Below are 23,495 nucleotides of genomic sequence, written 5' to 3'. Positions count from 1 at the left end.
ATGTTCGACATCAGCTCATACGATCAGGAGTTGTCCTTTTGTCCCACACCGCGACCGACACCGATCCGACCCAGCCGCCGCCCGGAGACGATCACGCCTTCTTCGGCCAGCCACGGGGCCTGATGACCCTGTCCGGACTGGAGGTCTGGGAGCGCTTCTCGTTCCTCGGGATGCAGGCCATCCTGGTCCTCTTCTTCGCCGACACGGTCGCCGACGGCGGCCTGGGCATGGACCCGGGCACCGCCGCGTCGGTGTCCGCCGCCTACGGCACCCTGGTCTACCTGGTGTCCGTCGCGGGCGGCTGGCTGGCCGACCGGATCCTCGGCTCGTACCGCGCCGTCCTGTACGGCGGCGTCCTCATCGCCTGCGGCCACTACGCCATGGCCGTGCCCACGGCCACGATGACCTGGGTCGGCCTCGGCCTGATCAGCGCGGGCACGGGGCTCCTCAAGCCCAACGTGGCCTCGATGGTCGGCAAGCTCTACGGCACCGAGGACAGCCGCCGCGACGCGGGCTTCGCGCTCTACTACATGGGCATCAACATCGGCGCGTTCGCCGGCCCGCTGGTCACCGGCTGGCTCGGTGAGCACGCGAGCTGGCACTGGGGCTTCTCGGCCGCCGCCTTCGGCATGACGCTCGGCCTGATCCAGTACGTCGCCGGACGGCGTCACCTGGCCGGCCGAAAGCACGCGGCGGAGTACGCCCTCGCCCCCGGGCCGATGCGCAGGGCCGTGCTGACGATCGCGGCCGGAGCCGTGGTGGCCGGGCTGGTGGCGACGGCCCTGGCACTGGCCGGATGGCTCACGATGGACCGCTTCGTCGACGTGCTGACCCTCGTCTCGGTGGTCGCGCCCGTCGCCTACTTCGCCGTGATGTTCAGGAGCCCCCGGGTCACCCCGGAGGAGCGCGGCAGGCTCCGGCCGTACGTCGTGCTGTTCCTGGCGTCCGTCGTCTTCAACTTCATCCTGTTCCAGGCCTACTCGACCATGATCCTGCTCGCCTCGACGAACGCCCGTACGGAGATCTTCGGCTTCCACTTCCCGGCGAGCTGGTACGCCTCCGCTCTGGGCGCCTTCGAGGTGGCGCTGGCGCCCGTCGTGGCCGCCGTGTGGGCCAGGATGGGCCCGCGCCAGCCGCACGCCTCGAACAAGATCGCGATCGGGGTGGTCCTCGGCGGGCTGTCCTTCCTGCTCATGGTGCTCCCCACCTCGGGGCACGCCGACGGGACCTACGCGATGGCCGCCTGGTGGATCGTCGGCTCCTACCTGCTGCTCGGCCTCGGTGACGTCCTGCTGGAGACCTCCGGCATGTCCGCCACCACGAAGCTCGCCCCCAAGGCGTTCGCCAGCCAGACGATGGCCCTCTGGTTCCTGTCCCTGGCCCTCGCCAACGGCATCCAGGCACAGATCGTGAAGCTCTACGGCCAGGTGTCCAATCCTGCCTACTTCGGTGTCAATGGCGCCATCGCGGTGGCGGCCGGTCTGGCCGTCATCGCCGCCGCTCCCTGGCTCAGGCGCACCATGCACCCCGTCCACTGAGGTACCGCCATGCGCATCCGCACCGATTTCCCGTACGAGGTCACCCACGAGGACCTCTACATCCCCCTCGGCGGGGACAGCTCCGGGGCCGGCGGCTCCGGGGGAGGCACGCAGCTGTACGCCCGGATCTGGCGTCCGGTCACCGACCGCCCGGTGCCCGCGCTGCTGGAGTACCTGCCCTACCGGCTCAGCGACTGGACGGCGCCGCGCGACTGGCAGCGCCACCCCTGGTACGCGGGCCACGGCTACGCCTCCGTACGCGTCGACGTGCGCGGGCACGGCAACAGCGAGGGCATGCCGGGCGACGAGTACGACGCGACGGAGCTCGCCGACGGGGTCGCCGTCGTGAACTGGCTGGCCCGGCAGGAGTGGTGCTCGGGCCGGGTCGGCATGTTCGGCATCTCCTGGGGCGGCTTCAACTCGCTCCAGATCGCGGCGCTCGCACCCGAGCCCCTGAAGGCGGTCGTGACCGTCTGCTCGGCCGACGACCGCTACGACAACGACGTCCACTACATGGGCGGCTCCGTCCTCGGGGTGGACATGCACGCCTGGGCCTCCACCATGCTGGCCTTCGTCTCGCGCCCCCCGGACCCGGCGGACGTCGGCGACGACTGGCGGGACATGTGGCTGCGGCGGCTGGAGAAGGTCGAGCCGCTCGTCCACACCTGGCTGGCCCACCAGACCCGGGACGCCTACTGGAAGCACGGCAGCGTCTGCGAGGACTACGGCGCGATCCGGGCGAAGGTCCTGGCGGTGGGCGGCTGGCACGACCCGTACCGCGACACCGTGCTCAGACTCGTCGAGCACCTGGACCCCGGGCAGGTGCGCGGACTGATCGGCCCCTGGTCGCACCAGTACCCGGACCGCGGGCTGCCGCCGGGGCCGGCGATCGGCTTCCTCCAGGAGACGCTGCGCTGGTGGGACCAGCACCTCAAGGACGAGGACACCGGGGTGATGGACGAACCCCTGCTGCGGTCCTGGATCAGCGGGTCCCATCCCCCGGCCACGGTCTACGAGACGCTGCCCGGCCGCTGGGTCGGCGACGCCACCTGGCCGTCCGGGCACGTCACCCCGGTGGCGTACGCCCTCACCGGCGGGCCGCAGCGGGTCCGCTCGCCGCAGCAGACCGGGCTGGACGCCGGCCGGTTCTTCCCGTTCGGCAACGACGCGGACCTGCCGCCCGACCAGCGGGACGAGGACGCCAAGTCGGTGTGCTTCGAGTTCCCCGTGGAGGACGCCCCCGTGGAGATCCTCGGCCGGCCGCGGGTGCGGCTCCGCATCCGGATGGACGTGCCGCGCGGCCAGGCGATCGCACGGCTCTGCGACGTGGCACCGGACGGCTCCTCCACCCTGGTCACCCGCGGCGTCCTGAACCTGGCCACCCGCCACGGACGCGACCGTGCCGAGGACTGGCCCGTCGGCGCGACCGAGGACGTGACCTTCGAGCTGAACGGCATCGGGCACACCTTCCCGCCCGGGCACCGGATCAGGCTCGCCGTCTCGTCCTCGTACTGGCCGTGGATCTGGCCGCAGGCGGGGTCCGACGGCTTCACGCTGGAGGCCGACGGCAGCCTCGTCGAGCTCCCGGTGCGCCGGCACACCGAGGACCCCGCGATCGCCTTCGGCCCGCCGGAGCAGGCGGAGCCGCTCGGCGTCGTGTACCCGGCCACGCTCGACGAGCAGCGCCCGGAGCGCCTGGTGGTCCGGGACGTCGCGAAGGGCGAGTGGCGCCTGGAGGTCGATCCGCGGTACGGCGGCACGCGGGTCTACCCGGACGGCCTGGAGTTCACCGAGGACGCCCTGGAGACGTACACCGTCCAGCAGGACGACCCGCTGTCGGCCCGGGCGCGTTCGGACTGGACGATCAGGCTGCACCGGCCGGAGCTGTCCTGGGACGTGCGCGTCGAGACCCGCTCCGAGCTGAGCGCGGACGCGGACGACTTCATCGCCTCCAACGAGGTGGTGTGCCGGGACGGGGACGAGATCGTCTTCCACCGGACCTGGGAGAAGCGAATCCCGCGGACGGCCGGCTGACCAGGGTTATCGCGTAACTTTCCGGGCATTACGCCTACTTGAGGTTCCGCCGCCGACCGGCGACGCCGACGTACCGTGTTCCTCAAGCGACTGGAAAGGGGCAGCGACTGATGCCCGAGCAAGGCAGCCCGCTCGATCTGGCCGAGGGCGATCCCTTCGGTCCGCACAACCTTCCGTACGGAGTGTTCTCCACCCCGGAGCACCCCGAGCGAAGGGTCGGGGTCCGCATCGGCGGACATGTGCTGGACGCCGGGGCGGCGGCGCAGGCACTCGGCTCGCCGTACGCCAGACTGCTGGCGCAGCCGAGCCTGACCCCGCTGCTGGCGGCCGGGCGCACCGCGTGGCGGGACGTCCGGCGGGCACTCACGGCGTGGGTGACGGTGCCGTCCCACCGCCCGCAGCTGGAGCCGCTGCTGCACCCGCTCGACACGGTGACCCTGCACCTGCCGTACGAGGTCGCGGACTACGTCGACTTCTACGCCAGCGAGCACCACGCCACCAACGTGGGCAGGATCTTCCGTCCCGACGGCGCGGCCCTCACCCCCAACTGGAAGCACCTGCCGATCGGTTACCACGGGCGGGCCGGCACGGTCGTCGTCTCCGGCACGGACGTGGTGCGCCCCTCGGGACAGCGCAAGGCGCCGTCCGACCCCGAGCCGGTCTTCGGGCCCTCGGTGAAGCTGGACATCGAGGCCGAGGTCGGCTTCGTCGTGGGCGTCCCCTCGGAGCAGGGCTCCCCCGTGGTGCTCGGCGACTTCCGGGAGCACGTCTTCGGGCTGTCCCTGCTGAACGACTGGTCGGCGCGGGACATCCAGGCGTGGGAGTACGTGCCGCTGGGTCCGTTCCTCGGCAAGTCCTTCGCCACCTCGGTGTCGGCGTGGGTGACCCCGCTGGAGGCCCTGGACGCGGCCCGTACCGCCCCGCCGGCCCGTGACGCCGCGCTGCTGCCGTACCTGGAGGACGCGGACGACGAGGAGCCCGGCGGCTTCGACATCCGGATCTCGGTGGAGATCAACGGACAGACCGTCTCCGCACCGCCGTTCGCCTCGATGTACTGGACGGCGGCCCAGCAGCTGGCCCAGATGACGGTCAACGGCGCCTCGCTGCGCACCGGCGACCTCTACGCCTCGGGCACCGTCAGCGGTGCGGAACCCGATCAGCGGGGCTCCCTGCTCGAACTCACCTGGAACGGCCGCGATCCGCTGGAGCTGACCGAGGGCAAGCGGACCTTCCTGGAGGACGGGGACACCGTCACCCTGACCGCCTGGGCCCCCGGTCCGCACGGCACCCGGGTCGGACTCGGCGAGGTCACCGGACGAATCACGGCGAAGCCGTGAACGACACCGGACTCACCCTGCCCGAGGAACTCCTGCTGCTCGCCCTGGACCCCGAGCGCGGCAAACCGTACTGCCGGAGCCGGTTCCTGGAGTACGGCGTCGCCGGTGCGGTCCTGGCGGAGCTGGAGCTCCAGGGCCGGATCGCCGAGGAGCGCGGACGGGTGGTGGCCGTGAACCCGCTCGATCCGCCCGACCCGCTGCTCGCGGTGTTCCTCCGCAGCTTCCCGCCCCCGGGCAAGGGAGGGTTCCGCTCCGGGGTCTCCGCCCGGCGCTGGGTGCGCCGGACCGGCCGGGAGGCCGCGGGGATGTATCTGGACGCCCTGGTGAAGCGCGGTGTCCTGCGCAGGGAGACCCGCCGCTTCCTCGGCCTGCTCCCCTACCACCGCCATCCGGCGGGCCCCGCCTCCCCGGCGGAGGGGGTGCGGCAGCGCTTCGAGACGTCCCGCGCGGCGGGCCTCCCCGACCGGCGGGAGCGGCTGCTGGCGGCCCTGGGGGCGGCGGTGCTGCTGCCGTCGGTGGTGCGGGGCGGCGACCGCAGGACACGGGCGGCGGCACGGGCGCTGGCCCGCCAGGAGTGGCCGGCGCAGGCCGTGCACCGCAATGTGCGCCAGGACAGGACGGCCCAGGCGGGCGGCGACGGTGGAGGCGGGGGCGGCGGCGGTGGAGGCGGCGGGGAGTGACCCCGCCGGCCGGCCGGGCCGCTCCCTCCGGAGGTCCCGCCCGGGGATCAGTCGAACTCCGGGGGCTCCTCGTCCCAGCCGAACTCCGGGTCCGCGTCCGGGGCCTGTGACGCCGGCCGCCGGTCCGCCGGTGCGGATGCCCGGACGGGTGCGGGAGCCTCCGGGGCGGCAGCCTGCGGCGCTTCGTGCGCGGCAGCCTCCGGCGGCACGGCCTCCGGGGCGTCCAGCCCCGCCAGCACCTCCAGGACCCCTTCGCCGTAGGTCGCCAGCTTCTTCTCGCCCAGCCCGCTGACCCCGCCCAGCTCGGCGAGGGAGCCGGGGCGCAGTGCCGCGATCTCCCGCAGGGTCGCGTCGTGGAAGATCACGTACGCCGGGAGGCCCAGCTCCTTGGCCCGGGCGCCGCGCCAGGCGCGCAGCGCCTCGAAGACCGGGACGGACTCGGCGGGCAGGTCCACCGGTGCGGCCTTGCTCCTGCGCTCGCCGCTCGATGACGACCGGGTCGTGGGCCGCTTCGGCTCCTTGCGGAGCATCACCTCGCGCTCCCTGCCGAGCACCGCGCCGCTCGCCTCCGTCAGCACCAGCGTGCCGTACTCGCCCTCGACGGCCAGCAGCCCCTGGGCCAGCAGCTGGCGCACCACGCCCCGCCACTCCGCCTCGGCCAGTTCCTCGCCGATGCCGAAGACCGAGAGCTGGTCGTGGTCGAACTGGATGACCTTCGCCGACCTGCGGCCCAGCAGGATGTCGATGATCTGGCCGGCGCCGAACTTCTGGTTCCGCTCCCGCTTCAGCCGCACCACGGTGGACAGCAGCTTCTGCGCGACCACCGTGCCGTCCCAGGTCTCCGGCGGGGTGAGGCAGGTGTCGCAGTTGCCGCAGCTCTGCTCGCCGGGCTCCTGGCCGAAGTACGTCAGGAGCTGGGCACGGCGGCACTGCACCGTCTCGCAGAGCGCCAGCATCGAGTCGAGGTGCGAGGCGGCGCGGCGGCGGAACGCCTCGTCGCCCTCGCCGCCCTGGATCAGCTTGCGCTGCTGCACGACGTCCTGGAGCCCGTACGCCATCCAGGCCGTGGACGGCGCCCCGTCACGGCCCGCGCGGCCGGTCTCCTGGTAGTACCCCTCGACGGACTTGGGCAGGTCCAGGTGGGCGACGAAGCGCACGTCCGGCTTGTCGATGCCCATGCCGAAGGCGATGGTCGCGACGACGACGAGACCCTCCTCGCGCAGGAAGCGCGACTGGTGGGCGGCGCGCGTCCCGGCGTCCAGGCCCGCGTGGTACGGCACGGCCTCGACGCCGTTGCGGCAGAGGTACTCGGCGGTCTTCTCGACGGAGTTCCGCGAGAGGCAGTAGACGATGCCCGCGTCGCCCGCGTGCTCGTCCTTCAGGAAGGTGAGCAGCTGCTTCTTCGGGTCGGCCTTCGGCACGATGCGGTACTGGATGTTCGGCCGGTCGAAGCTGGCCACGAAGTGCTTCGCTCCGGGCATGCCGAGCCGCTGGGTGATCTCGCGGTGCGTGGCCTCCGTCGCGGTGGCCGTCAGCGCGACACGGGGGACGTCGGGCCAGCGCTCGCCCAGCACGGACAGGGCCAGGTAGTCCGGGCGGAAGTCGTGGCCCCACTGGGCGACGCAGTGCGCCTCGTCGATGGCGAAGACGGAGATCTCGCCGCGGGCCAGCAGGGCGAGCGTCGAGTCCAGCCGCAGCCGCTCCGGGGCCAGGTACAGCACGTCGAGCTCACCGGCGACGAACTGCGCCTCCATCGAGCGGCGCTCGTCGAGGTCCTGCGTGGAGTTCATGAAGCCCGCGCGGACCCCGAGGGCGCGCAGGGCGTCCACCTGGTCCTGCATGAGGGCGATCAGCGGGGAGACGACGATGCCGGTGCCCGGCCTGACCAGGGCGGGGATCTGGTAGCACAGGGACTTGCCGCCACCGGTGGGCATGAGCACGACCGCGTCGCCGCCCCCGACGACATGGTCGATCACCGCGCCCTGCTCGCCGCGGAACGCCTCGTACCCGAACACCCGGTGCAGCGTCTGCTGCGCCGCGTTCTCGGTCGTCACACCCATCGTCCCGTTCCGCCCGTCCGTGCCGTCTGTGTCGTCCGTGCCGTCGCCCGGCCGTCGCGTCCACAGCAACCATAGGCGCCGCGTACGACAACGCCGGACGAGCGTGACTTCCCCTGCCCGTCCGGCGCCGTCGTGGTACAGCCGTGCGTCACCGCACGAACACTCCGGCCTGGCTCGCCAGGTCCAGGAAGTACTGCGGGGCCAGGCCGAGCACCAGGGTCACGGCGACGCCGACCGCGATCGTGGTCATCGTCAGCGGGGACGGGACGGCGACCGTGGGGCCGTCCGCCTTCGGCTCGCTGAAGAACATCAGGACGATGACCCGGATGTAGAAGAACGCGGCGATGGCGGAGGAGATCACACCGACCACGACGAGACCGCTCGCGCCGCCGTCCGCCGCCGCCTTGAAGACCGCGAACTTCCCGGAGAAGCCCGAGGTGAGCGGGATACCGGCGAAGGACAGCAGGAACACCGCGAAGACCGCCGCGGTCAGCGGCGAGCGCCGGCCGAGACCGGCCCACTTCGACAGGTGGGTCGCCTCGCCGCCCGCGTCCCGCACCAGGGTGACGACGGCGAACGCGCCGACGGTCACGAAGGAGTACACGCCCAGGTAGAAGAGGACGGACGAGATGCCCTCGGGGCTGGACGCGATGACACCGGCGAGGATGAAGCCCGCGTGCGCGATCGAGGAGTAGGCCAGGAGCCGCTTGATGTCGGTCTGGGTGATCGCGACGACCGCCCCGCCCAGCATCGTGACGATCGCGACGCCCCACATGACCGGCCGCAGGTCCCAGGTGAGCCCCGGCAGGACGACGTAGAGCAGGCGGAGCAGCGCGCCGAAGGCGGCGACCTTGGTGGCCGCGGCCATGAAGCCGGTGACCGGGGTCGGGGCGCCCTGGTAGACGTCCGGCGTCCACATGTGGAACGGGACCGCGCCGACCTTGAAGAGCAGGCCCATGAGGACCATCGCGCCGCCGATCAGCAGGAGTGCGTCGTTGCCCATCGTGCCGGCGAGCGCCGGGTCGATCTGCTGGACGCTGCCGTCGACGACGTTCGCGATGCCGGCGTACGCGACGGTGCCCGCGTATCCGTAGAGCAGGGCGATCCCGAAGAGCAGGAAGGCCGACGAGAAGGCGCCGAGCAGGAAGTACTTCACGGCCGCCTCCTGCGACATCAGCCGCTTGCGGCGGGCGACGGCGCACAGGAGGTAGAGCGGGAGGGAGAAGACCTCCAGCGCCACGAAGAGCGTCAGCAGGTCGTTGGCCGCCGGGAAGACCAGCATGCCGGCCACGGAGAAGAGGGCCAGCGGGAAGACCTCGGTGGTGGTGAATCCGGCCTTGACCGCGGCCTTCTCCCCGTCGCTGCCGGGCACCGACCCGGCCTGCGCGGCGAAGGAGTCCACCCGGTGGCCGTCCGGGGCCGGATCGAGGCGCCGCTCGGCGAACGTGAGGACGGAGACCATCGAGACGAGCAGGATGGTGCCCTGGAGGAACAGGGCGGGTCCGTCGACGGCGACCGCGCCCATCGCGGCGATGTGGGCGTTCTTCGTGGCGTACCCGTCGGCGGCGAGTCCGATCACCGCGGCGAACGCGGCGGCGATCGCGACGACCGTCAGGAACACCTGGGTGGTGTAGCGCGCCCGCCGCGGCAGGAAGGCCTCCACCAGGATCCCGAGGACGGCGGCACCGACCACGATCAGGACGGGTGCCAGCTGGGCGTACTCGATGGTCGGTGCGGTGAACCGGTCGCCCGGGGCGGCCGATGTCACCCCGCCCGCCGTCGTCCACAGGCTGTGGACAGCTGTTGCGCTCACTTGGCGGCCTCCACCTCGGGCTGGGGGTCCTTCTTCTGTACGTCGTGCATGGTGTGCTGGACCGCCGGGTTGACGACCTCGGTCAGCGGCTGCGGGAAGACCCCCAGGAAGATCAGCAGGGCGATCAGCGGCAGGGCGACCGCCAGCTCACGGACCTTGAGGTCGGGCATGCCGCCGATGCCCTCCCTGACCGGGCCCGTCATCGTCCGCTGGTAGAGGACCAGGACGTACAGCGCGGCGAGCACGATGCCGACGGTGGCGATGATGCCGACCACCGGGTACGCGCTGAACGCGCCGACCAGGACGAGGAACTCGCTGACGAACGGGGCGAGCCCGGGCAGCGAGAGGGTCGCCAGACCGCCGATGAGGAAGGTGCCCGCCAGGACGGGGGCGACCTTCTGCACCCCGCCGTAGTCGGAGATGAGCCGGGAGCCCCGCCGGGTGATCAGGAATCCGGCGACCAGCATCAGGGCGGCCGTCGACAGGCCGTGGTTGACCATGTAGAGCGTGGCGCCCGACTGGCCCTGGCTCGTCATCGCGAAGATGCCCAGCACGATGAAGCCGAAGTGCGAGATCGACGCGTAGGCGATGAGCCGCTTGATGTCGCGCTGGCCGACCGCGAGCAGGGCGCCGTAGACGATGGAGATCAGCGCCAGCACCAGGATCACCGGTGTGGCCCACTTGCTGGCCTCCGGGAACAGCTGGAGGCAGAAGCGGAGCATCGCGAAGGTGCCGACCTTGTCGACGACCGCGGTGATCAGGACGGCCACCGGGGTGGTCGCCTCCCCCATCGCGTTGGGCAGCCAGGTGTGCAGCGGCCACAGCGGGGCCTTCACCGCGAAGGCGAAGAAGAACCCGAGGAACAGCCACCGCTCGGTCGAGGTCGCCATCTCCAGCGAGCCGTTGGCCCGCGCCTCGGCGATCTCCGAGAGCGAGAAGGTGCCCGCCACGACGTAGAGCCCGATGACGGCGGCCAGCATGATGAGCCCGCCGGCCAGGTTGTAGAGGAGGAACTTCACGGCGGCGTAGCTGCGCTGCGCCGCGGCGTTCTCGTCGCTGCCGGCGTGCGCCCGGTCCCCGAAGCCGCCGATGAGGAAGTACATCGGGATGAGCATGGCTTCGAAGAGGATGTAGAAGAGGAAGACGTCGGTGGCCACGAAGGACAGGATCACCATCGCCTCGACCATGAGGATCAGGGCGAAGAAGCCCTGGGTCGGGCGCCAGTGGTACGGGGTGGTCCCGCCGGCGTCTCCCCTGCCCGAACGGGGCCGGGAGCCCGGGGAAGGGTCGGCGTCGTGCCAGCCGGCCAGGACGACGAACGGGATCAGCAGCGCGGTGAGCGCGAGGAGCGCCACCCCGATGCCGTCGACGCCCAGTTCGTAGCGGACGCCGAAGTCCTTGATCCAGGCGTGCGATTCGGTGAGCTGGTAGCGGTCGCCGCCGGGTTCGAAGCGGGCGAACACGAGGCCGGCCAGGACGAGCGTGGCCAGCGAGACGGCCAGGGCGAGCCACTTGGCCGCGGTGCGCCGTGCGGCGGGGACGGCGGCGGTGGCGATCGCGCCGATCGCCGGGAGCGCCGCCGTCGCTGTCAGGAGGGGAAAGGACATGGGATCAGACCGCCCTCATCAGCAGGGTCGCGGCGATGAGGACCACCGCACCGCCGAACATCGAGACCGCGTAGGAGCGGGCATAGCCGTTCTGCAGCTTGCGCAGCCGGCCGGAGAGCCCGCCCATCGAGGCGGCCGTGCCGTTGACCACACCGTCGACCAGGGTGTGGTCGACGTAGACCAGCGAGCGGGTGAGGTGTTCGCCGCCGCGGACCAGGACCACGTGGTTGAAGTCGTCCTGGAGGAGGTCCCGGCGGGCCGCCCTGGTGAGCAGGGAGCCGCGCGGGGCCACCGCGGGGACGGCCTTCCGTCCGTACACGGCCCAGGCGATGGCGACACCGATGACGAGCGCCACCATGGTGGCGGCGGTGACGGTGGCCGCGCTGACCGGGGCGTGTCCGTGCTCGTGGCCGGTGACGGGCTCCAGCCAGTGCACGAAGCGGTCGCCGATCGAGAAGAAACCTCCCGCGAAGACCGACCCGAAGGCCAGCACGATCATCGGGATCGTCATGGACTTCGGCGACTCGTGCGGGTGCGGCTCGTGTCCCTCGGCGTCGGGCTGCCAGCGCTTCTCGCCGAAGAACGTCATCAGCATCACGCGCGTCATGTAGAACGCGGTGATCGCGGCGCCCAGCAGGGTGACGGAGCCGAGGATCCAGCCCTCGGTGCCGCCCTTCGCGAAGGCCGCCTCGATGATCATGTCCTTGGAGAAGAAGCCGGACAGGCCGGGGAAGCCGATGATCGCGAGATACCCGAGGCCGAAGGTGACGAAGGTGACCGGCATGTACGTCCGCAGTCCGCCGTACCTCCGCATGTCCACCTCGTCGTTCATGCCGTGCATGACCGAACCGGCGCCGAGGAAGAGCCCGGCCTTGAAGAAGCCGTGGGTCACCAGGTGCATGATCGCGAAGACGTAGCCGATGGGGCCGAGGCCCGCGGCGAGGATCATGTAGCCGATCTGGGACATCGTGGACCCTGCGAGGGCCTTCTTGATGTCGTCCTTCGCGCAACCGACGATCGCACCGAAGAGGAGCGTGACGGCGCCGACCACCACGACGACCAGCTGGGCGTCGGGCGCCCCGTTGAAGACGGCACCGGACCGGACGATGAGGTAGACGCCCGCGGTCACCATGGTGGCGGCGTGGATGAGGGCCGAGACGGGGGTCGGGCCCTCCATCGCGTCCCCGAGCCAGGACTGCAGCGGGACCTGGGCCGACTTGCCGCAGGCGGCGAGGAGCAGCATCAGGCCGATCGCGGTGAGCTTGCCCTCGCTCGTCTCCCCGGCCGCCGCGAACACCGGCCCGAAGGCGAAGGTGCCGAAGGTGGTGAACATCAGCATGATCGCGATGGACAGGCCGATGTCTCCGACCCGGTTGACCAGGAAGGCCTTCTTCGCGGCGGTGGCCGCGCTGGGCTTGTGCTGCCAGAAGCCGATGAGCAGGTACGACGCCAGACCGACGCCCTCCCACCCGACGTACAGCAGCAGGTAGTTGTCGGCGATGACCAGGATGAGCATCGCCGCGAGGAAGAGGTTGAGGTAGCCGAAGAAGCGGCGCCGCCGCTCGTCGTGCTCCATGTAGCCGATGGAGTAGAGGTGGATCAGCGTGCCCACGCCCGTGATCAGCAGGACGAAGGTCATCGACAGCTGGTCGAGCTGGAAGGCCACGTCGGCCTGGAACCCCTCGACGGGGATCCAGGTGTACAGGTGCTGGTGCAGGGTGCGGTCCTCCGCGCCCCTGCCCAGCATGTCGGTGAACAGCACGGCGCCGACGCCGAACGACGCGGCGGCGAGCACGGTGCCGATCCAGTGTCCGGCCCGGTCGAGCCGGCGTCCGCCGCAGAGCAGGACCGCCGCTCCGAGCAGGGGCGCCGCCACCAGCAGCGCAATCAGGTTTTCCACGAGTCCGACCCCTTACAGCTTCATCAGGCTGGCGTCGTCGACCGAGGCCGAGTGGCGGGAGCGGAAGAGCGACACGATGATCGCGAGCCCGATGACGACCTCCGCGGCGGCGACGACCATCGTGAAGAACGCGAGGATCTGGCCGTCGAGGTTGCCGTGCATCCGGGAGAACGCGACGAGCGTGAGGTTGCAGGCGTTGAGCATCAGCTCGATGCACATGAACACCACGATCGCGTTCCGCCTGATCAGCACGCCGGAGGCGCCGATCGTGAACAAAAGGGCCGCGAGGTAGAGGTAATTGACCGGATTCACTTGGCGACCTCCTCCTCTTCTTCCGCGTGGTCACGGGCTGGGCCGCGGTCGCGGCCGAGCCGCTCCCCGGAGCGCTGTTCCAGCGCCTTGAGCTCGGCGATCGATTCGCCGGACACGTCGCGGATCTGGCCGCGCTGACGCAGCGTCCGCATGACGGTGAGCTCGGACGGGGTGCCGTCCGGGAGCAGTCCCGCGATGTCCACGGCGTTGTGCCGGGCGTAGACACCGGGGGCCGGCAGCGGCGGCAGGTGGCTGCTGCGCACCCGCTCCCGGGAGAGCTCCCGCTGCGTCTTGGCGCGCTCGGTGCGCTCGCGGTGGGTGAGCAGCATCGCGCCGACGGTCGCCGTGATCAGCAGGGCGCCGGTGATCTCGAACGCGAAGACGTACTTGGTGAAGATGAGGTTGGCGAGGCCCTCGACGTTTCCGCCGTGCCGGGCGTTCGCCGCGCCCAGGCCGTTGAAGGAGCTCAGGGAGGCCTGCCCGATACCGGCGATCAGCAGGACGCCGAAGCCGAGTCCGCAGGCTGCGGCCAGCCAGCGCTGGCCCTTGAGGGTCTCCTTCAGCGAGTCCGCCGCCGTGACGCCGACGAGCATGACCACGAAGAGGAACAGCATCATGATCGCGCCGGTGTAGACGACGATCTGGACGATGCCCAGGAAGTAGGCGCCGTTGGCGAGGTAGAAGACCGCCAGCACGATCATGGTGCCGGCGAGCGAGAGCGCGCTGTGCACCGCCTTCTTCATCAGGACGGTGGCGAGCGCCCCGACGACGGCGACGGTGCCCAGGATCCAGAACTGGACGGCCTCGCCGGTCGAGGTCGCGGTGGCCGCTGCGGCCAGGCCGGCGGTCATGCGTCCACCCCCTTGTCCGCTTCTCCCTTGGAGACGGCGGTCTGGCGCTCCGTGCCGGGAGCGGCCTCGGTCACCAGACCGCGGTAGTAGTCCTGTTCGTCCATGCCGGGGAAGATCGCGTGCGGGCTGTCGACCATGCCTTCCTCCAGGCCCGCGAGCAGCTCGTCCTTGGTGTAGATGAGGCTCTCGCGGGTGGTGTTGGCGAGCTCGAACTCGTTGGTCATCGTGAGCGCCCGGGTGGGGCACGCCTCGATGCAGAGCCCGCAGAGGATGCAGCGCGCGTAGTTGATCTGGTAGACGCGGCCGTACCGCTCGCCCGGGGAGTAGCGCTCCCCGTCCTGGTTGTCGGCGCCCTCGACGTAGATCGCGTCCGCCGGACACGCCCAGGCGCACAGCTCGCAGCCGACGCACTTCTCCAGGCCGTCGGGGTGGCGGTTGAGCTGGTGGCGGCCGTGGAAGCGCGGCGCCGTCACCTTCTGCGTCTCCGGGTACTGCTCGGTCAGCCGCTTCTTGAACATGGCCTTGAAGGTCACGCCGAAGCCGGCCACCGGGTTCTGGAACTTCTCCCCCGAGGGGTCCGCTGACTCAGACACCGTCGGCCTCCCTTCCGTCACTCGTACTTCCCGCACCCGCATGGTCGTCACTCTGAGTATCCGGCCCGCCACTGACAACGAGCTCCCGCTCGCGTCGCGGCGTGCGGCGCGGCACCGGCGGCAGGGCCTGGCCGGGCAGGGGCGGCACGGGGAACCCGCCCGCCATCGGGTCGAACGCCGGCTCCGGTCCGGCCGCCTCCTCGGCGGCCTTCGCCCTGCGGTCGCGGAAGACGTCCGCGACGAAGGAGACCAGCAGGACCGCGATGACGGCCCCGGCGACGTACAGCAGGATCCTGGAGTAGTCGTACCCCTCGTTGTTCAGCGCCCGGACCGTGGCGACCAGCATCAGCCAGACCACCGAGACCGGGATCAGGACCTTCCAGCCGAGCTTCATCAGCTGGTCGTAGCGGACGCGGGGCAGGGTGCCGCGCAGCCAGATGAAGAAGAAGAGGAGCAGCTGCACCTTGAGGACGAACCAGAGCAGCGGCCACCAGCCGTGGTTGGCGCCCTCCCAGAAGGTGCTGATCGGGTACGGAGCCCGCCAGCCGCCCAGGAAGAGGGTCACCGAGACCGCGGAGACGGTGACCATGTTGACGTACTCGGCGAGCATGAACATCGCGAACTTGATCGAGGAGTACTCGGTGTTGAAGCCGCCGACCAGGTCGCCCTCGGACTCCGGCATGTCGAACGGCGCGCGGTTGGTCTCCCCGACCATCGTGACGATGTAGATGATGAAGGAGACGGGGAGCAGCAGGACGAACCAGCGGTCCTGCTGGGCCGCCACGATCTCCGAGGTCGACATCGAACCGGAGTAGAGGAACACCGAGGCGAACGCGGCGCCCATCGCGATCTCGTAGCTGATCATCTGGGCGCAGGAGCGCAGACCGCCGAGCAGCGGGTACGTCGATCCGGAGGACCAGCCGGCCAGCACGATGCCGTAGATGCCGACGGAGGCGACCGCGAGGATGTACAGCATCGCGATCGGCAGGTCGGTCAGCTGCATCGTCGTGCGCTGGCCGAAGATCGAGACCTCGTTGCCCGCCGGCCCGAACGGGATCACGGCGATCGCCATGAACGCCGGGGCGGCGGCCACGATCGGGGCCAGGATGTAGACGACCTTGTCGGCGCGCTTGACGACGACGTCTTCCTTCAGCATCAGTTTCATGCCGTCGGCGAGCGACTGGAGCATGCCCCAGGGGCCGTGCCGGTTGGGTCCGATGCGCAGCTGCATCCAGGCGACGACCTTGCGCTCCCACACGATGGAGAAGAGCACGGTCAGCATCAGGAACGCGAAGCAGAACACCGCCTTGACGACGACGAGCCACCAGGGGTCCGTGCCGAACATCGAGAGGTCCTCGGCTGCCAGGACGGTGTTCTGCGGCGCCGCGGCGAGCCGTTCGAGGCCGGTCACTCTCCTACCTCCGTTGTCACGACGTGGGAGCCCGGGGCGGCCGGACCGATCCGGACCAGCCCGCCCGGCCGGGCGCCGGTGTCGGCGGGGACGCCCCTGCCGACGGAGTTGAGCGGCACCCAGACCACCCGGTCGGGCATCTCGGTGACGGCCAGCGGGAGTTCGGTGGTGCCGGCGGGCCCGGTGACGGCGAGCAGGTCGCCGTCCTTCACCCCGGACTCGGCCGCGGTGGCCGGGGACAGCCGGGCGACGGCCGCGTGCCGGGTGCCGGCCAGCGCCTCGTCGCCCTCCTGGAGCCGGCCCCGGTCGAGCAGCATCCGGTGGCCGGCGAGGACCGCTTCGCCGTCACCGGGCCGGGGCACCGGGCGGGAGGTGGCCCGCGGGTCGTCGGCGTGGCCGCCCTGCCAGCCGGCGAAGCGGTCGAGCTCACGGCGGGCCGCCCGCAGGTCGGGCAGCGCGAGGTGGACGTCGAGCGCGTCGGCCAGCATGTGCAGCACCCGCGCGTCGGTCGGGCAGAGCGTCCTCGGCATCTGCTCCGGCTTCAGCGCGGCCTCGAACATCCGGGCCCGGCCCTCCCAGTTGAGGAAGGTGCCGGACTTCTCCGCGACGGCCGCGACGGGCAGGACGACGTCGGCGCGCTCGGTGACCGCGCCGGGCCTGAGCTCCAGGGAGACCAGGAAGCCGACCTCGTCGAGCGCCCGGAGCGCCGCCGCCGGGTCGGGCAGGTCCTCCGGGTCGACACCCGCGACCAGCAGCGCGCCCAGTTCGCCGGTGGCCGCGGCCTCCACGATCTGGCCGGTGTCACGGCCGAAGCGGGCGGGGAGTTCGGCGACGCCCCAGACGGACGCCACCTCCTCACGGGCCCGGGGGTCCGTCGCGGGACGGCCGCCCGGCAGCAGCGACGGGAGCGCGCCCGCCTCCAGCGCGCCGCGCTCGCCGGCCCGGCGCGGGATCCACACCAGGGCGGCGCCGGTCGCCGCGGCCGTGCGCAGCACGGCGGTGAGGGCCCCGGGGACCGCGGCGAGCCGTTCGCCCACCACGATCACGGCGCCCTCGCCGCGCAGCGCCTCGGCCGCCACGGCTCCGTCGCCGTCCAGGCCGACCCCGCCCGCGAGGGCGTCCAGCCATTCGGTCTCGGTGCCGGGGGCGGCGGCGAGCAGGGTACCGCCCGCCTTGTCCAGGCCGCGGCTGGCGTGCGAGGCGAGCGCGAACGTCCGCTGCCCGTGCTTGCGGTGGGCCTTGCGGAGCCGCAGGAAGACGCCGGGGGCCTCCTCCTCGGACTCGAAGCCGGCCAGCAGGACCGCCGGGGCCTTCTCCAGGGCGGTGTACGTGACCCCGCCGCCGTCCAGGTCGCGGCCGCGGCCGGCCACCCGCGAGGCGAGGAAGTCGGCCTCCTCACCGCTGTGCACCCGGGCCCGGAAGTCGATGTCGTTGGTGTCGAGGGCGACCCGCGCGAACTTGCTGTAGGCGTAGGCGTCCTCGACGGTCAGCCGGCCCCCGGTGAGCACACCGGCCCTGCCGCGGGCGGCGGAGAGACCGGCCGCCGCGGCCTCCAGCGCCTCGGGCCAGCTCGCGGGTTCCAGCACGCCCTCGGCACTGCGGACCAGCGGGGTGGTGAGCCGGTCGCGCTGCTGGGCGTAGCGGAAGCCGAAGCGGCCCTTGTCGCAGAGCCATTCCTCGTTGACCTCGGGGTCGTTGGCGGCGAGCCGCCGCATGACCTTCCCGCGCCGGTGGTCGGTCCTGGTCGCGCAGCCGCCGGCGCAGTGCTCGCACACGGAGGGCGCCGACACCAGGTCGAACGGCCGGGACCGGAAGCGGTACGCCGCCGAGGTGAGCGCCCCGACCGGGCAGATCTGGATGGTGTTGCCGGAGAAGTACGACTCGAAGGGGTCGCCCTCCCCGGTGCCGACCTGCTGGAGCGCACCGCGCTCGATCAGCTCGATCATCGGGTCGCCCGCCACCTGGTTGGAGAACCGGGTGCAGCGCGCGCAGAGCACGCACCGCTCGCGGTCCAGCAGCACCTGGGTGGAGACGGGGACGGGCTTCTCGAAGGTGCGCTTCTTCCCGTCGAAGCGGGAGTCGGCGCCGCCGTGCGACATCGCCTGGTTCTGCAGGGGGCACTCGCCGCCCTTGTCGCAGACGGGGCAGTCCAGCGGGTGGTTGATGAGGAGGAGCTCCATCACCCCCTTCTGGGCCTTCTCCGCGACCGGCGAGGTGATCTGCGACTTCACGACCATGCCGTCGGTGCAGGTGATGGTGCAGGACGCCATCGGCTTGCGCTGGCCCTCGACCTCGACGATGCACTGCCGGCAGGCGCCGGCGGGGTCGAGGAGCGGGTGGTCGCAGAAGCGCGGGATCTCGATGCCGAGGAGTTCGGCGGCGCGGATGACGAGGGTGCCCTTGGGCACGCTGATCTCGATGCCGTCGATCGTGAGCGTGACGAGGTCCTCGGGCGGAACGGCCGCCTCGCCGCCCCCGGAGGGCGCACTCGTGGTGACTGTCATGCGTTCACCCCCCGGTGAGCGTTCTTGTCGTCTTCGTCGTCGGCCCAGAGGGTCGACCTGGCCGGGTCGAAGGGGCAGCCCTTGCCGGTGATGTGCTGTTCGTACTCCTCGCGGAAGTACTTCAGCGAGGAGAAGATCGGCGAGGCGGCGCCGTCGCCGAGTGCGCAGAACGACTTGCCGTTGATGTTGTCGGCGATGTCGTTGAGCTTGTCGAGGTCGGCCATCTCGCCCTTGCCCGCCTCGATGTCGCGGAGCAGCTGGACGAGCCAGTAGGTGCCCTCGCGGCAGGGCGTGCACTTGCCGCAGGACTCGTGGGCGTAGAACTCGGTCCAGCGGGTGACGGCGCGCACCACGCAGGTGGTCTCGTCGAAGCACTGCAGCGCCTTGGTGCCGAGCATGGATCCGGCGGCGCCGACCCCCTCGTAGTCCAGGGGGACGTCGAGGTGTTCCTCGGTGAACATCGGGGTGGAGGAGCCGCCCGGGGTCCAGAACTTGAGGCGGTGGCCCTTCCGGATGCCGCCGCTCATGTCGAGGAGCTGGCGCAGCGTGATGCCGAGCGGGGCCTCGTACTGTCCGGGGCTGGTGACGTGTCCGCTGAGCGAGTACAGCGTGAAGCCCGGGGACTTCTCGCTGCCCATCGACGTGAACCAGTCCTTGCCCTTGTGCAGGATCGCGGGCACGGAGGCGATGGACTCGACGTTGTTCACCACGGTGGGGCAGGCGTACAGGCCGGCGACCGCGGGGAAGGGGGGCCGCAGCCGGGGCTGGCCGCGCCGTCCTTCGAGCGAGTCGAGGAGCGCGGTCTCCTCACCGCAGATGTAGGCGCCCGCACCCGCGTGGACCGTGAGCTCCAGGTCGAGCCCCGAGCCCAGGACGTCCTTCCCGAGGTAGCCCGCCTCGTACGCCTCCCGCACGGCCTCGTGCAGCCGGCGCAGGACGGGCACGACCTCGCCGCGCAGGTAGATGAAGGCGTGCGAGGAGCGGATCGCGTAGCAGGCGATCACGATGCCCTCGATGAGGCTGTGCGGGTTCGCGAAGAGGAGCGGGATGTCCTTGCAGGTGCCGGGCTCGGACTCGTCGGCGTTGACGACCAGGTAGTGCGGCTTGCCGTCGCCCTGCGGGATGAACTGCCACTTCATCCCGGTGGGGAAGCCGGCGCCGCCGCGTCCGCGCAGACCGGAGTCCTTGACGTACGCGATGAGGTCGTCGGGGGTCATGGCCAGGGCCTTGCGCAGGCCCTCGTACCCGTCGTGGCGGCGGTAGGTGTCCAGCGTCCAGGACTCCGGCTCGTCCCAGAAGGCGGAGAGGACCGGGGCCAGGAGTTTCTCCGGGCTGCTCCCGTTGGTGTCGGGCTCGGTCGCCAACGTCATCACTCCCCCTCCTCGGCGGCGGGCCCGGCCGGGTGCTCCGGGTCGGAGGCCGATGTCTGCTGCGGTGCGTCGTGCGAGCTGAGCCGCTCGGCCGGTGACGGGTCGTGGGGCGCAGCGTCCTCGGGGTGCGGGTCCTGGGCGTCCCGGTGGGTCGCGCCCCTCGGTCCGACCACCCGCGCCTGCGGGGCGGCCTCGCCCCTGGCGAGCTTCAGCCCGACCAGGGAGGCGGCGCCCGCTCCGCCGCTCGCCTCGACGGCGCCGGGGCGCCGGTCGGGGAAGCCGGCCAGGATCCGGGCCGTCTCCTTGTAGGTGCACAGGGGGGCGCCGCGGGTGGGCTCCACGGTCCGGCCGGCGATCAGGTCGTCGACGAGCCGTGTCGCGCTCTCCGGCGTCTGGTTGTCGAAGAACTCCCAGTTCACCATCACGACGGGCGCGAAGTCGCAGGCCGCGTTGCACTCGATGTGTTCGAGGGTGACCTTGCCGTCGTCGGTCGTCGCGCCGGCCTCGTCGTGGCCGACGTCGAGGTGCTCCTTGAGCCGGTCGAAGATCGCGTCGCCGCCCATGACCGCGCACAGGGTGTTGGTGCAGACCCCGACCTGGTAGTCACCGCCGGGCCGGCGCCGGTACATCGTGTAGAAGGTGGCGACCGCGGTGACCTCGGCGGTGGTGAGGCCGAGCTGCTCGGCGCAGAACGCGATGCCCGTGCGGGAGACGTACCCCTCCTGGGACTGCACCAGGTGCAGCAGCGGCAGCAGCGCGGAGCGGCTGCCGGGGTAGCGGGCGATCACCTCCTTCGCGTCCGCTTCGAGGACGGCGCGCACCTCGTCCGGGTAGGGCGGGGCGGGGAGCTGCGGCATCCCCAGGCTGACTTCTTGGTTCGATGCGGTCACCGGTCGACGCCTCCCATCACGGGGTCGATGGACGCGACGGCGACGATGACGTCGGCGACCTGGCCGCCCTCGCACATCGCCGCCATGGCCTGCAGGTTGGTGAAGGACGGGTCCCGGAAGTGGACCCGGAAGGGGCGGGTGCCGCCGTCCGAGACGACGTGCACGCCGAGTTCGCCCTTGGGCGACTCCAGGGCGGTGTACGCCTGCCCGGCCGGGACCCGGAAGCCCTCGGTCACCAGCTTGAAGTGGTGGATCAGGGCCTCCATGGAGGTGCCCATGATCTTCTTGATGTGGTCGAGCGAGTTGCCGAGGCCGTCGGGCCCGAGCGCGAGCTGCGCGGGCCAGGCGATCTTCTTGTCGGCGACCATGACCGGGCCCGGCTCCAGCCGTTCCAGGCACTGCTCGACGATCCTGAGCGACTGGCGCATCTCCTCCAGGCGGATGAGGAAGCGTCCGTAGGCGTCGCAGCTGTCCGCGGTCGGGACCTCGAAGTCGTAGGTCTCGTAGCCGCAGTACGGATCGGTCTTCCGCAGGTCGTGCGGGAGTCCGGCGGACCTGAGGACCGGGCCGGTGGCGCCGAGCGCCACGCAGCCGGTGAGGTCGAGGTATCCGACGTCCTGCATACGGGCCTTGAAGATGGGGTTGCCGGTCGCGAGCTTGTCGTACTCCGGCAGGTTCTTCTTCATGGTCTTCAGGAACTCGCGGAGCCGGTCGATCGCCCCCATGGGGAGGTCCTGGGCGAGGCCGCCGGGGCGGATGAACGCGTGGTTCATCCGGAGTCCGGTGATCAGCTCGAAGAGATCGAGAACGAGTTCACGATCGCGGAAGCCGTAGATCATGATCGTCGTGGCGCCGAGTTCCATGCCGCCGGTGGCGATGCAGACCAGGTGCGAGGAGATCCGGTTGAGCTCCATCAGGAGCACCCGCAGGACGGTGGCCCGGTCGGGGATCTGGTCCTCGATGCCGAGCAGCTTCTCGACCCCGAGGCAGTAGGCCGCCTCGTTGAAGAAGGGGGTCAGGTAGTCCATGCGCGTGACGAAGGTGGTGCCCTGCGTCCAGTTCCGGAATTCGAGGTTCTTCTCGATGCCGGTGTGGAGGTAGCCGATGCCGCAGCGGGCCTCGGTGACGGTCTCGCCGTCGATCTCCAGGATCAGCCGCAGCACGCCGTGCGTGGACGGGTGCTGGGGACCCATGTTGACGATGATCCGCTCGTCGTCCGACTTCGCGGCGGACTCGACCACCTCGTCCCAGTCGCCGCCGGTGACCGTGTACACGGTCCCCTCGGTGGTGGCGCGGGGTGTTGCTCGGGGAGTAGTCATCAGCTGTACGACCTCCGCTGGTCCGGAGCCGGGATCTGGGCGCCCTTGTACTCGACGGCGATGCCGCCGAGCGGGTAGTCCTTGCGCTGCGGGAAGCCCTGCCAGTCGTCCGGCATCATGATCCGGGTCAGGGCGGGGTGCCCGTCGAAGATCAGGCCGAAGAAGTCGTAGGTCTCGCGCTCGTGCCAGTCGTTGGCCGGATAGACCTCGACGAGGGACGGGATGTGCGGGTCGCTGTCCGGGGCGGACACCTCCAGGCGGATCAGCCGCCCGTGGGTGAGGGAGCGCAGGTGGTAGACCGCGTGCAGCTCGCGTCCCTCGTCCCCGAGGTAGTGGACCCCGTTGACGCCCGTGCAGAGCTCGAAGCGCAGGGCCGGGTCGTCGCGCAGGGTGCGGGCGACCGGGAGCAGGTGCTCGCGGGCGATGAAGAAGGTGAGTTCACCCCGGTCGACGACCGTCTTCTCGATGGCGTGGGAGGGGACCAGGTCCTGTTCCTCCAGCGCGCCCTCCAGTTCGTCGGCGACCTCGTCGAACCAGCCGCCGTACGGCCGGGCGGTGGCGCCCGGGAGGGTCACCGTGCGGACGAGCCCCCCGTAGCCGGAGGTGTCGCCGCCGTTGTTCGCGCCGAACATGCCCCTGCGTACGCCGATGACCTCACCGGAGTCGTCCCGCGGGACCGGCACCTGGCCGCTGTCCGTGCCGTGCTCGTCGCTCATCGCAGCAGCCCCTTCATCTCGATCAGGGGGAGCGCCTTGAGCGCCGCCTCCTCCGCCTCGCGGGCGGCCTCCTCCGCGTTGACCCCGAGCTTGGAGCCCTGGATCTTCTGGTGGAGCTTGAGGATGGCGTCGATCAGCATCTCGGGACGCGGCGGGCATCCCGGCAGATAGATGTCGACCGGGACGATGTGGTCGACACCCTGAACAATGGCGTAGTTATTGAACATTCCACCCGATGACGCACAGACCCCCATGGAGATGACCCACTTGGGGCCGGGCATCTGGTCGTAGACCTGCCGCAGGACGGGCGCCATCTTCTGGCTGACCCGCCCCGCCACGATCATCAGATCCGCCTGCCGCGGCGATCCGCGGAAGACCTCCATCCCGAAACGGGCCAGGTCGTACCGCCCGGCGCCGGTCGTCATCATCTCGATGGCGCAGCAGGCGAGGCCGAAGGTGGCGGGGAAGACGGAGGACTTCCGTACCCAGCCGGCGGCCTGCTCGACAGTGGTCAGCACAAAGCCGCTCGGCAGCTTCTCTTCGAGTCCCATGGTGTGCCC

Annotated in this window: 18 protein-coding genes; 4 read left to right on the top strand and 14 right to left on the bottom strand. The window is 71.0% G+C overall.

The window, feature by feature from the left end; genetic code table 11:
* Positions 1-38: 38 nt before the first annotated feature.
* The 4 genes from ABZ172_RS14520 to ABZ172_RS14505 all read left to right on the top strand — a co-directional run bounded on the left by ABZ172_RS14520 (position 39) and on the right by ABZ172_RS14505 (position 5,589).
* Positions 39-1,538, top strand: coding sequence for an oligopeptide:H+ symporter (locus ABZ172_RS14520; protein WP_356883824.1), 1,500 nt, complete (start codon positions 39-41; stop codon positions 1,536-1,538).
* 9 nt (positions 1,539-1,547) lie between these two features.
* Positions 1,548-3,572 carry a CocE/NonD family hydrolase gene (locus ABZ172_RS14515; protein WP_356883822.1) on the top strand — a complete coding sequence of 675 codons (2,025 nt, stop codon included), beginning with the start codon at positions 1,548-1,550 and terminating at the stop codon, positions 3,570-3,572.
* 110 nt (positions 3,573-3,682) lie between these two features.
* On the top strand, positions 3,683-4,909 hold the full coding sequence (fahA, locus tag ABZ172_RS14510; protein WP_356883820.1) for a fumarylacetoacetase: 1,227 nt from the start codon (positions 3,683-3,685) through the stop codon (positions 4,907-4,909).
* On the top strand, positions 4,906-5,589 hold the full coding sequence (locus tag ABZ172_RS14505) for a GPP34 family phosphoprotein (protein ID WP_356883818.1): 684 nt from the start codon (positions 4,906-4,908) through the stop codon (positions 5,587-5,589). Before fahA ends, ABZ172_RS14505 begins: the two co-directional genes overlap by 4 nt.
* A 47-nt stretch (positions 5,590-5,636) precedes the next feature.
* Here ABZ172_RS14505 and recQ read toward each other — a convergent pair whose 3' ends face one another.
* The 14 genes from recQ to ABZ172_RS14435 all read right to left on the bottom strand — a co-directional run bounded on the left by recQ (position 5,637) and on the right by ABZ172_RS14435 (position 23,486).
* Positions 5,637-7,649, bottom strand: coding sequence for a DNA helicase RecQ (recQ, locus tag ABZ172_RS14500; RefSeq protein ID WP_356883816.1), 2,013 nt, complete (start codon positions 7,647-7,649; stop codon positions 5,637-5,639).
* A 148-nt stretch (positions 7,650-7,797) separates the two neighbouring features.
* Positions 7,798-9,462, bottom strand: a complete 1,665-nt coding sequence (nuoN, locus tag ABZ172_RS14495; RefSeq protein ID WP_356883814.1) for an NADH-quinone oxidoreductase subunit NuoN — start codon at positions 9,460-9,462, stop codon at positions 7,798-7,800.
* Complete coding sequence (locus ABZ172_RS14490) at positions 9,459-11,069, bottom strand: NADH-quinone oxidoreductase subunit M (RefSeq protein ID WP_356883812.1); 1,611 nt, start codon at positions 11,067-11,069, stop codon at positions 9,459-9,461. The genes nuoN and ABZ172_RS14490 overlap by 4 nt, the downstream gene beginning before the upstream one ends.
* Positions 11,070-11,073: 4 nt before the next feature.
* Complete coding sequence (gene nuoL, locus ABZ172_RS14485; protein ID WP_356883810.1) at positions 11,074-12,969, bottom strand: NADH-quinone oxidoreductase subunit L; 1,896 nt, start codon at positions 12,967-12,969, stop codon at positions 11,074-11,076.
* A gap of 12 nt (positions 12,970-12,981) precedes the next feature.
* The gene (nuoK, locus tag ABZ172_RS14480) at positions 12,982-13,281 is read right to left on the bottom strand and encodes an NADH-quinone oxidoreductase subunit NuoK (protein WP_356883808.1); all 300 of its coding nucleotides are present in this window, start codon (positions 13,279-13,281) and stop codon (positions 12,982-12,984) included.
* Positions 13,278-14,132, bottom strand: coding sequence for an NADH-quinone oxidoreductase subunit J (locus ABZ172_RS14475; RefSeq protein ID WP_356883806.1), 855 nt, complete (start codon positions 14,130-14,132; stop codon positions 13,278-13,280). The genes nuoK and ABZ172_RS14475 overlap by 4 nt, the downstream gene beginning before the upstream one ends.
* Positions 14,129-14,725, bottom strand: a complete 597-nt coding sequence (gene nuoI / locus ABZ172_RS14470) for an NADH-quinone oxidoreductase subunit NuoI (protein WP_356883804.1) — start codon at positions 14,723-14,725, stop codon at positions 14,129-14,131. The genes ABZ172_RS14475 and nuoI overlap by 4 nt, the downstream gene beginning before the upstream one ends.
* Entirely contained in the window at positions 14,718-16,136 is a 1,419-nt protein-coding gene (gene nuoH / locus ABZ172_RS14465; protein WP_356883802.1) for an NADH-quinone oxidoreductase subunit NuoH, read from the bottom strand. The genes nuoI and nuoH overlap by 8 nt, the downstream gene beginning before the upstream one ends.
* On the bottom strand, positions 16,133-18,640 hold the full coding sequence (locus ABZ172_RS14460) for an NADH-quinone oxidoreductase subunit G (RefSeq protein ID WP_356883800.1): 2,508 nt from the start codon (positions 18,638-18,640) through the stop codon (positions 16,133-16,135). The genes nuoH and ABZ172_RS14460 overlap by 4 nt, the downstream gene beginning before the upstream one ends.
* Positions 18,637-20,010, bottom strand: a complete 1,374-nt coding sequence (nuoF, locus tag ABZ172_RS14455) for an NADH-quinone oxidoreductase subunit NuoF (protein WP_356883798.1) — start codon at positions 20,008-20,010, stop codon at positions 18,637-18,639. The genes ABZ172_RS14460 and nuoF overlap by 4 nt, the downstream gene beginning before the upstream one ends.
* Complete coding sequence (nuoE, locus tag ABZ172_RS14450; protein ID WP_356883935.1) at positions 20,010-20,867, bottom strand: NADH-quinone oxidoreductase subunit NuoE; 858 nt, start codon at positions 20,865-20,867, stop codon at positions 20,010-20,012. Before nuoE ends, nuoF begins: the two co-directional genes overlap by 1 nt.
* Before the next feature lie 29 nt (positions 20,868-20,896).
* Complete coding sequence (locus ABZ172_RS14445; protein ID WP_356883796.1) at positions 20,897-22,219, bottom strand: NADH-quinone oxidoreductase subunit D; 1,323 nt, start codon at positions 22,217-22,219, stop codon at positions 20,897-20,899.
* Positions 22,219-22,935: an NADH-quinone oxidoreductase subunit C gene (locus tag ABZ172_RS14440; RefSeq protein ID WP_356883794.1), complete on the bottom strand. Its 717-nt coding sequence runs from the start codon at positions 22,933-22,935 to the stop codon at positions 22,219-22,221. Before ABZ172_RS14440 ends, ABZ172_RS14445 begins: the two co-directional genes overlap by 1 nt.
* Positions 22,932-23,486: an NADH-quinone oxidoreductase subunit B gene (locus ABZ172_RS14435; protein WP_103760379.1), complete on the bottom strand. Its 555-nt coding sequence runs from the start codon at positions 23,484-23,486 to the stop codon at positions 22,932-22,934. Before ABZ172_RS14435 ends, ABZ172_RS14440 begins: the two co-directional genes overlap by 4 nt.
* Positions 23,487-23,495 lie beyond the last annotated feature (9 nt).

It is taken from the genome of Streptomyces sp. NPDC006296 (genome assembly GCF_040613235.1).
Classification (GTDB): Bacteria; Actinomycetota; Actinomycetes; order Streptomycetales; family Streptomycetaceae; genus Streptomyces.
Note: the sequence above shows the minus strand (reverse complement) of the source record. Positions and strands in the feature narration are given on the sequence as shown.

Excerpts from the sequence above, each read along its gene's own strand:
- fahA (WP_356883820.1), top strand. The coding sequence starts at position 3,683 with ATGCCCGAGCAAGGCAGCCCGCTCGATCTGGCCGAGGGCGATCCCTTC.
- ABZ172_RS14475 (WP_356883806.1), bottom strand. The coding sequence starts at position 14,132 with ATGACCGCCGGCCTGGCCGCAGCGGCCACCGCGACCTCGACCGGCGAG.
- nuoE (WP_356883935.1), bottom strand. The coding sequence starts at position 20,867 with ATGCCGCAGCTCCCCGCCCCGCCCTACCCGGACGAGGTGCGCGCCGTC.
- recQ (WP_356883816.1), bottom strand. The coding sequence starts at position 7,649 with ATGGGTGTGACGACCGAGAACGCGGCGCAGCAGACGCTGCACCGGGTG.
- ABZ172_RS14490 (WP_356883812.1), bottom strand. The coding sequence starts at position 11,069 with ATGTCCTTTCCCCTCCTGACAGCGACGGCGGCGCTCCCGGCGATCGGC.
- ABZ172_RS14440 (WP_356883794.1), bottom strand. The coding sequence starts at position 22,935 with ATGAGCGACGAGCACGGCACGGACAGCGGCCAGGTGCCGGTCCCGCGG.
- ABZ172_RS14460 (WP_356883800.1), bottom strand. The coding sequence starts at position 18,640 with ATGACAGTCACCACGAGTGCGCCCTCCGGGGGCGGCGAGGCGGCCGTT.
- ABZ172_RS14445 (WP_356883796.1), bottom strand. The coding sequence starts at position 22,219 with ATGACTACTCCCCGAGCAACACCCCGCGCCACCACCGAGGGGACCGTG.
- ABZ172_RS14435 (WP_103760379.1), bottom strand. The coding sequence starts at position 23,486 with ATGGGACTCGAAGAGAAGCTGCCGAGCGGCTTTGTGCTGACCACTGTC.
- nuoF (WP_356883798.1), bottom strand. The coding sequence starts at position 20,010 with ATGACGTTGGCGACCGAGCCCGACACCAACGGGAGCAGCCCGGAGAAA.
- ABZ172_RS14515 (WP_356883822.1), top strand. The coding sequence starts at position 1,548 with ATGCGCATCCGCACCGATTTCCCGTACGAGGTCACCCACGAGGACCTC.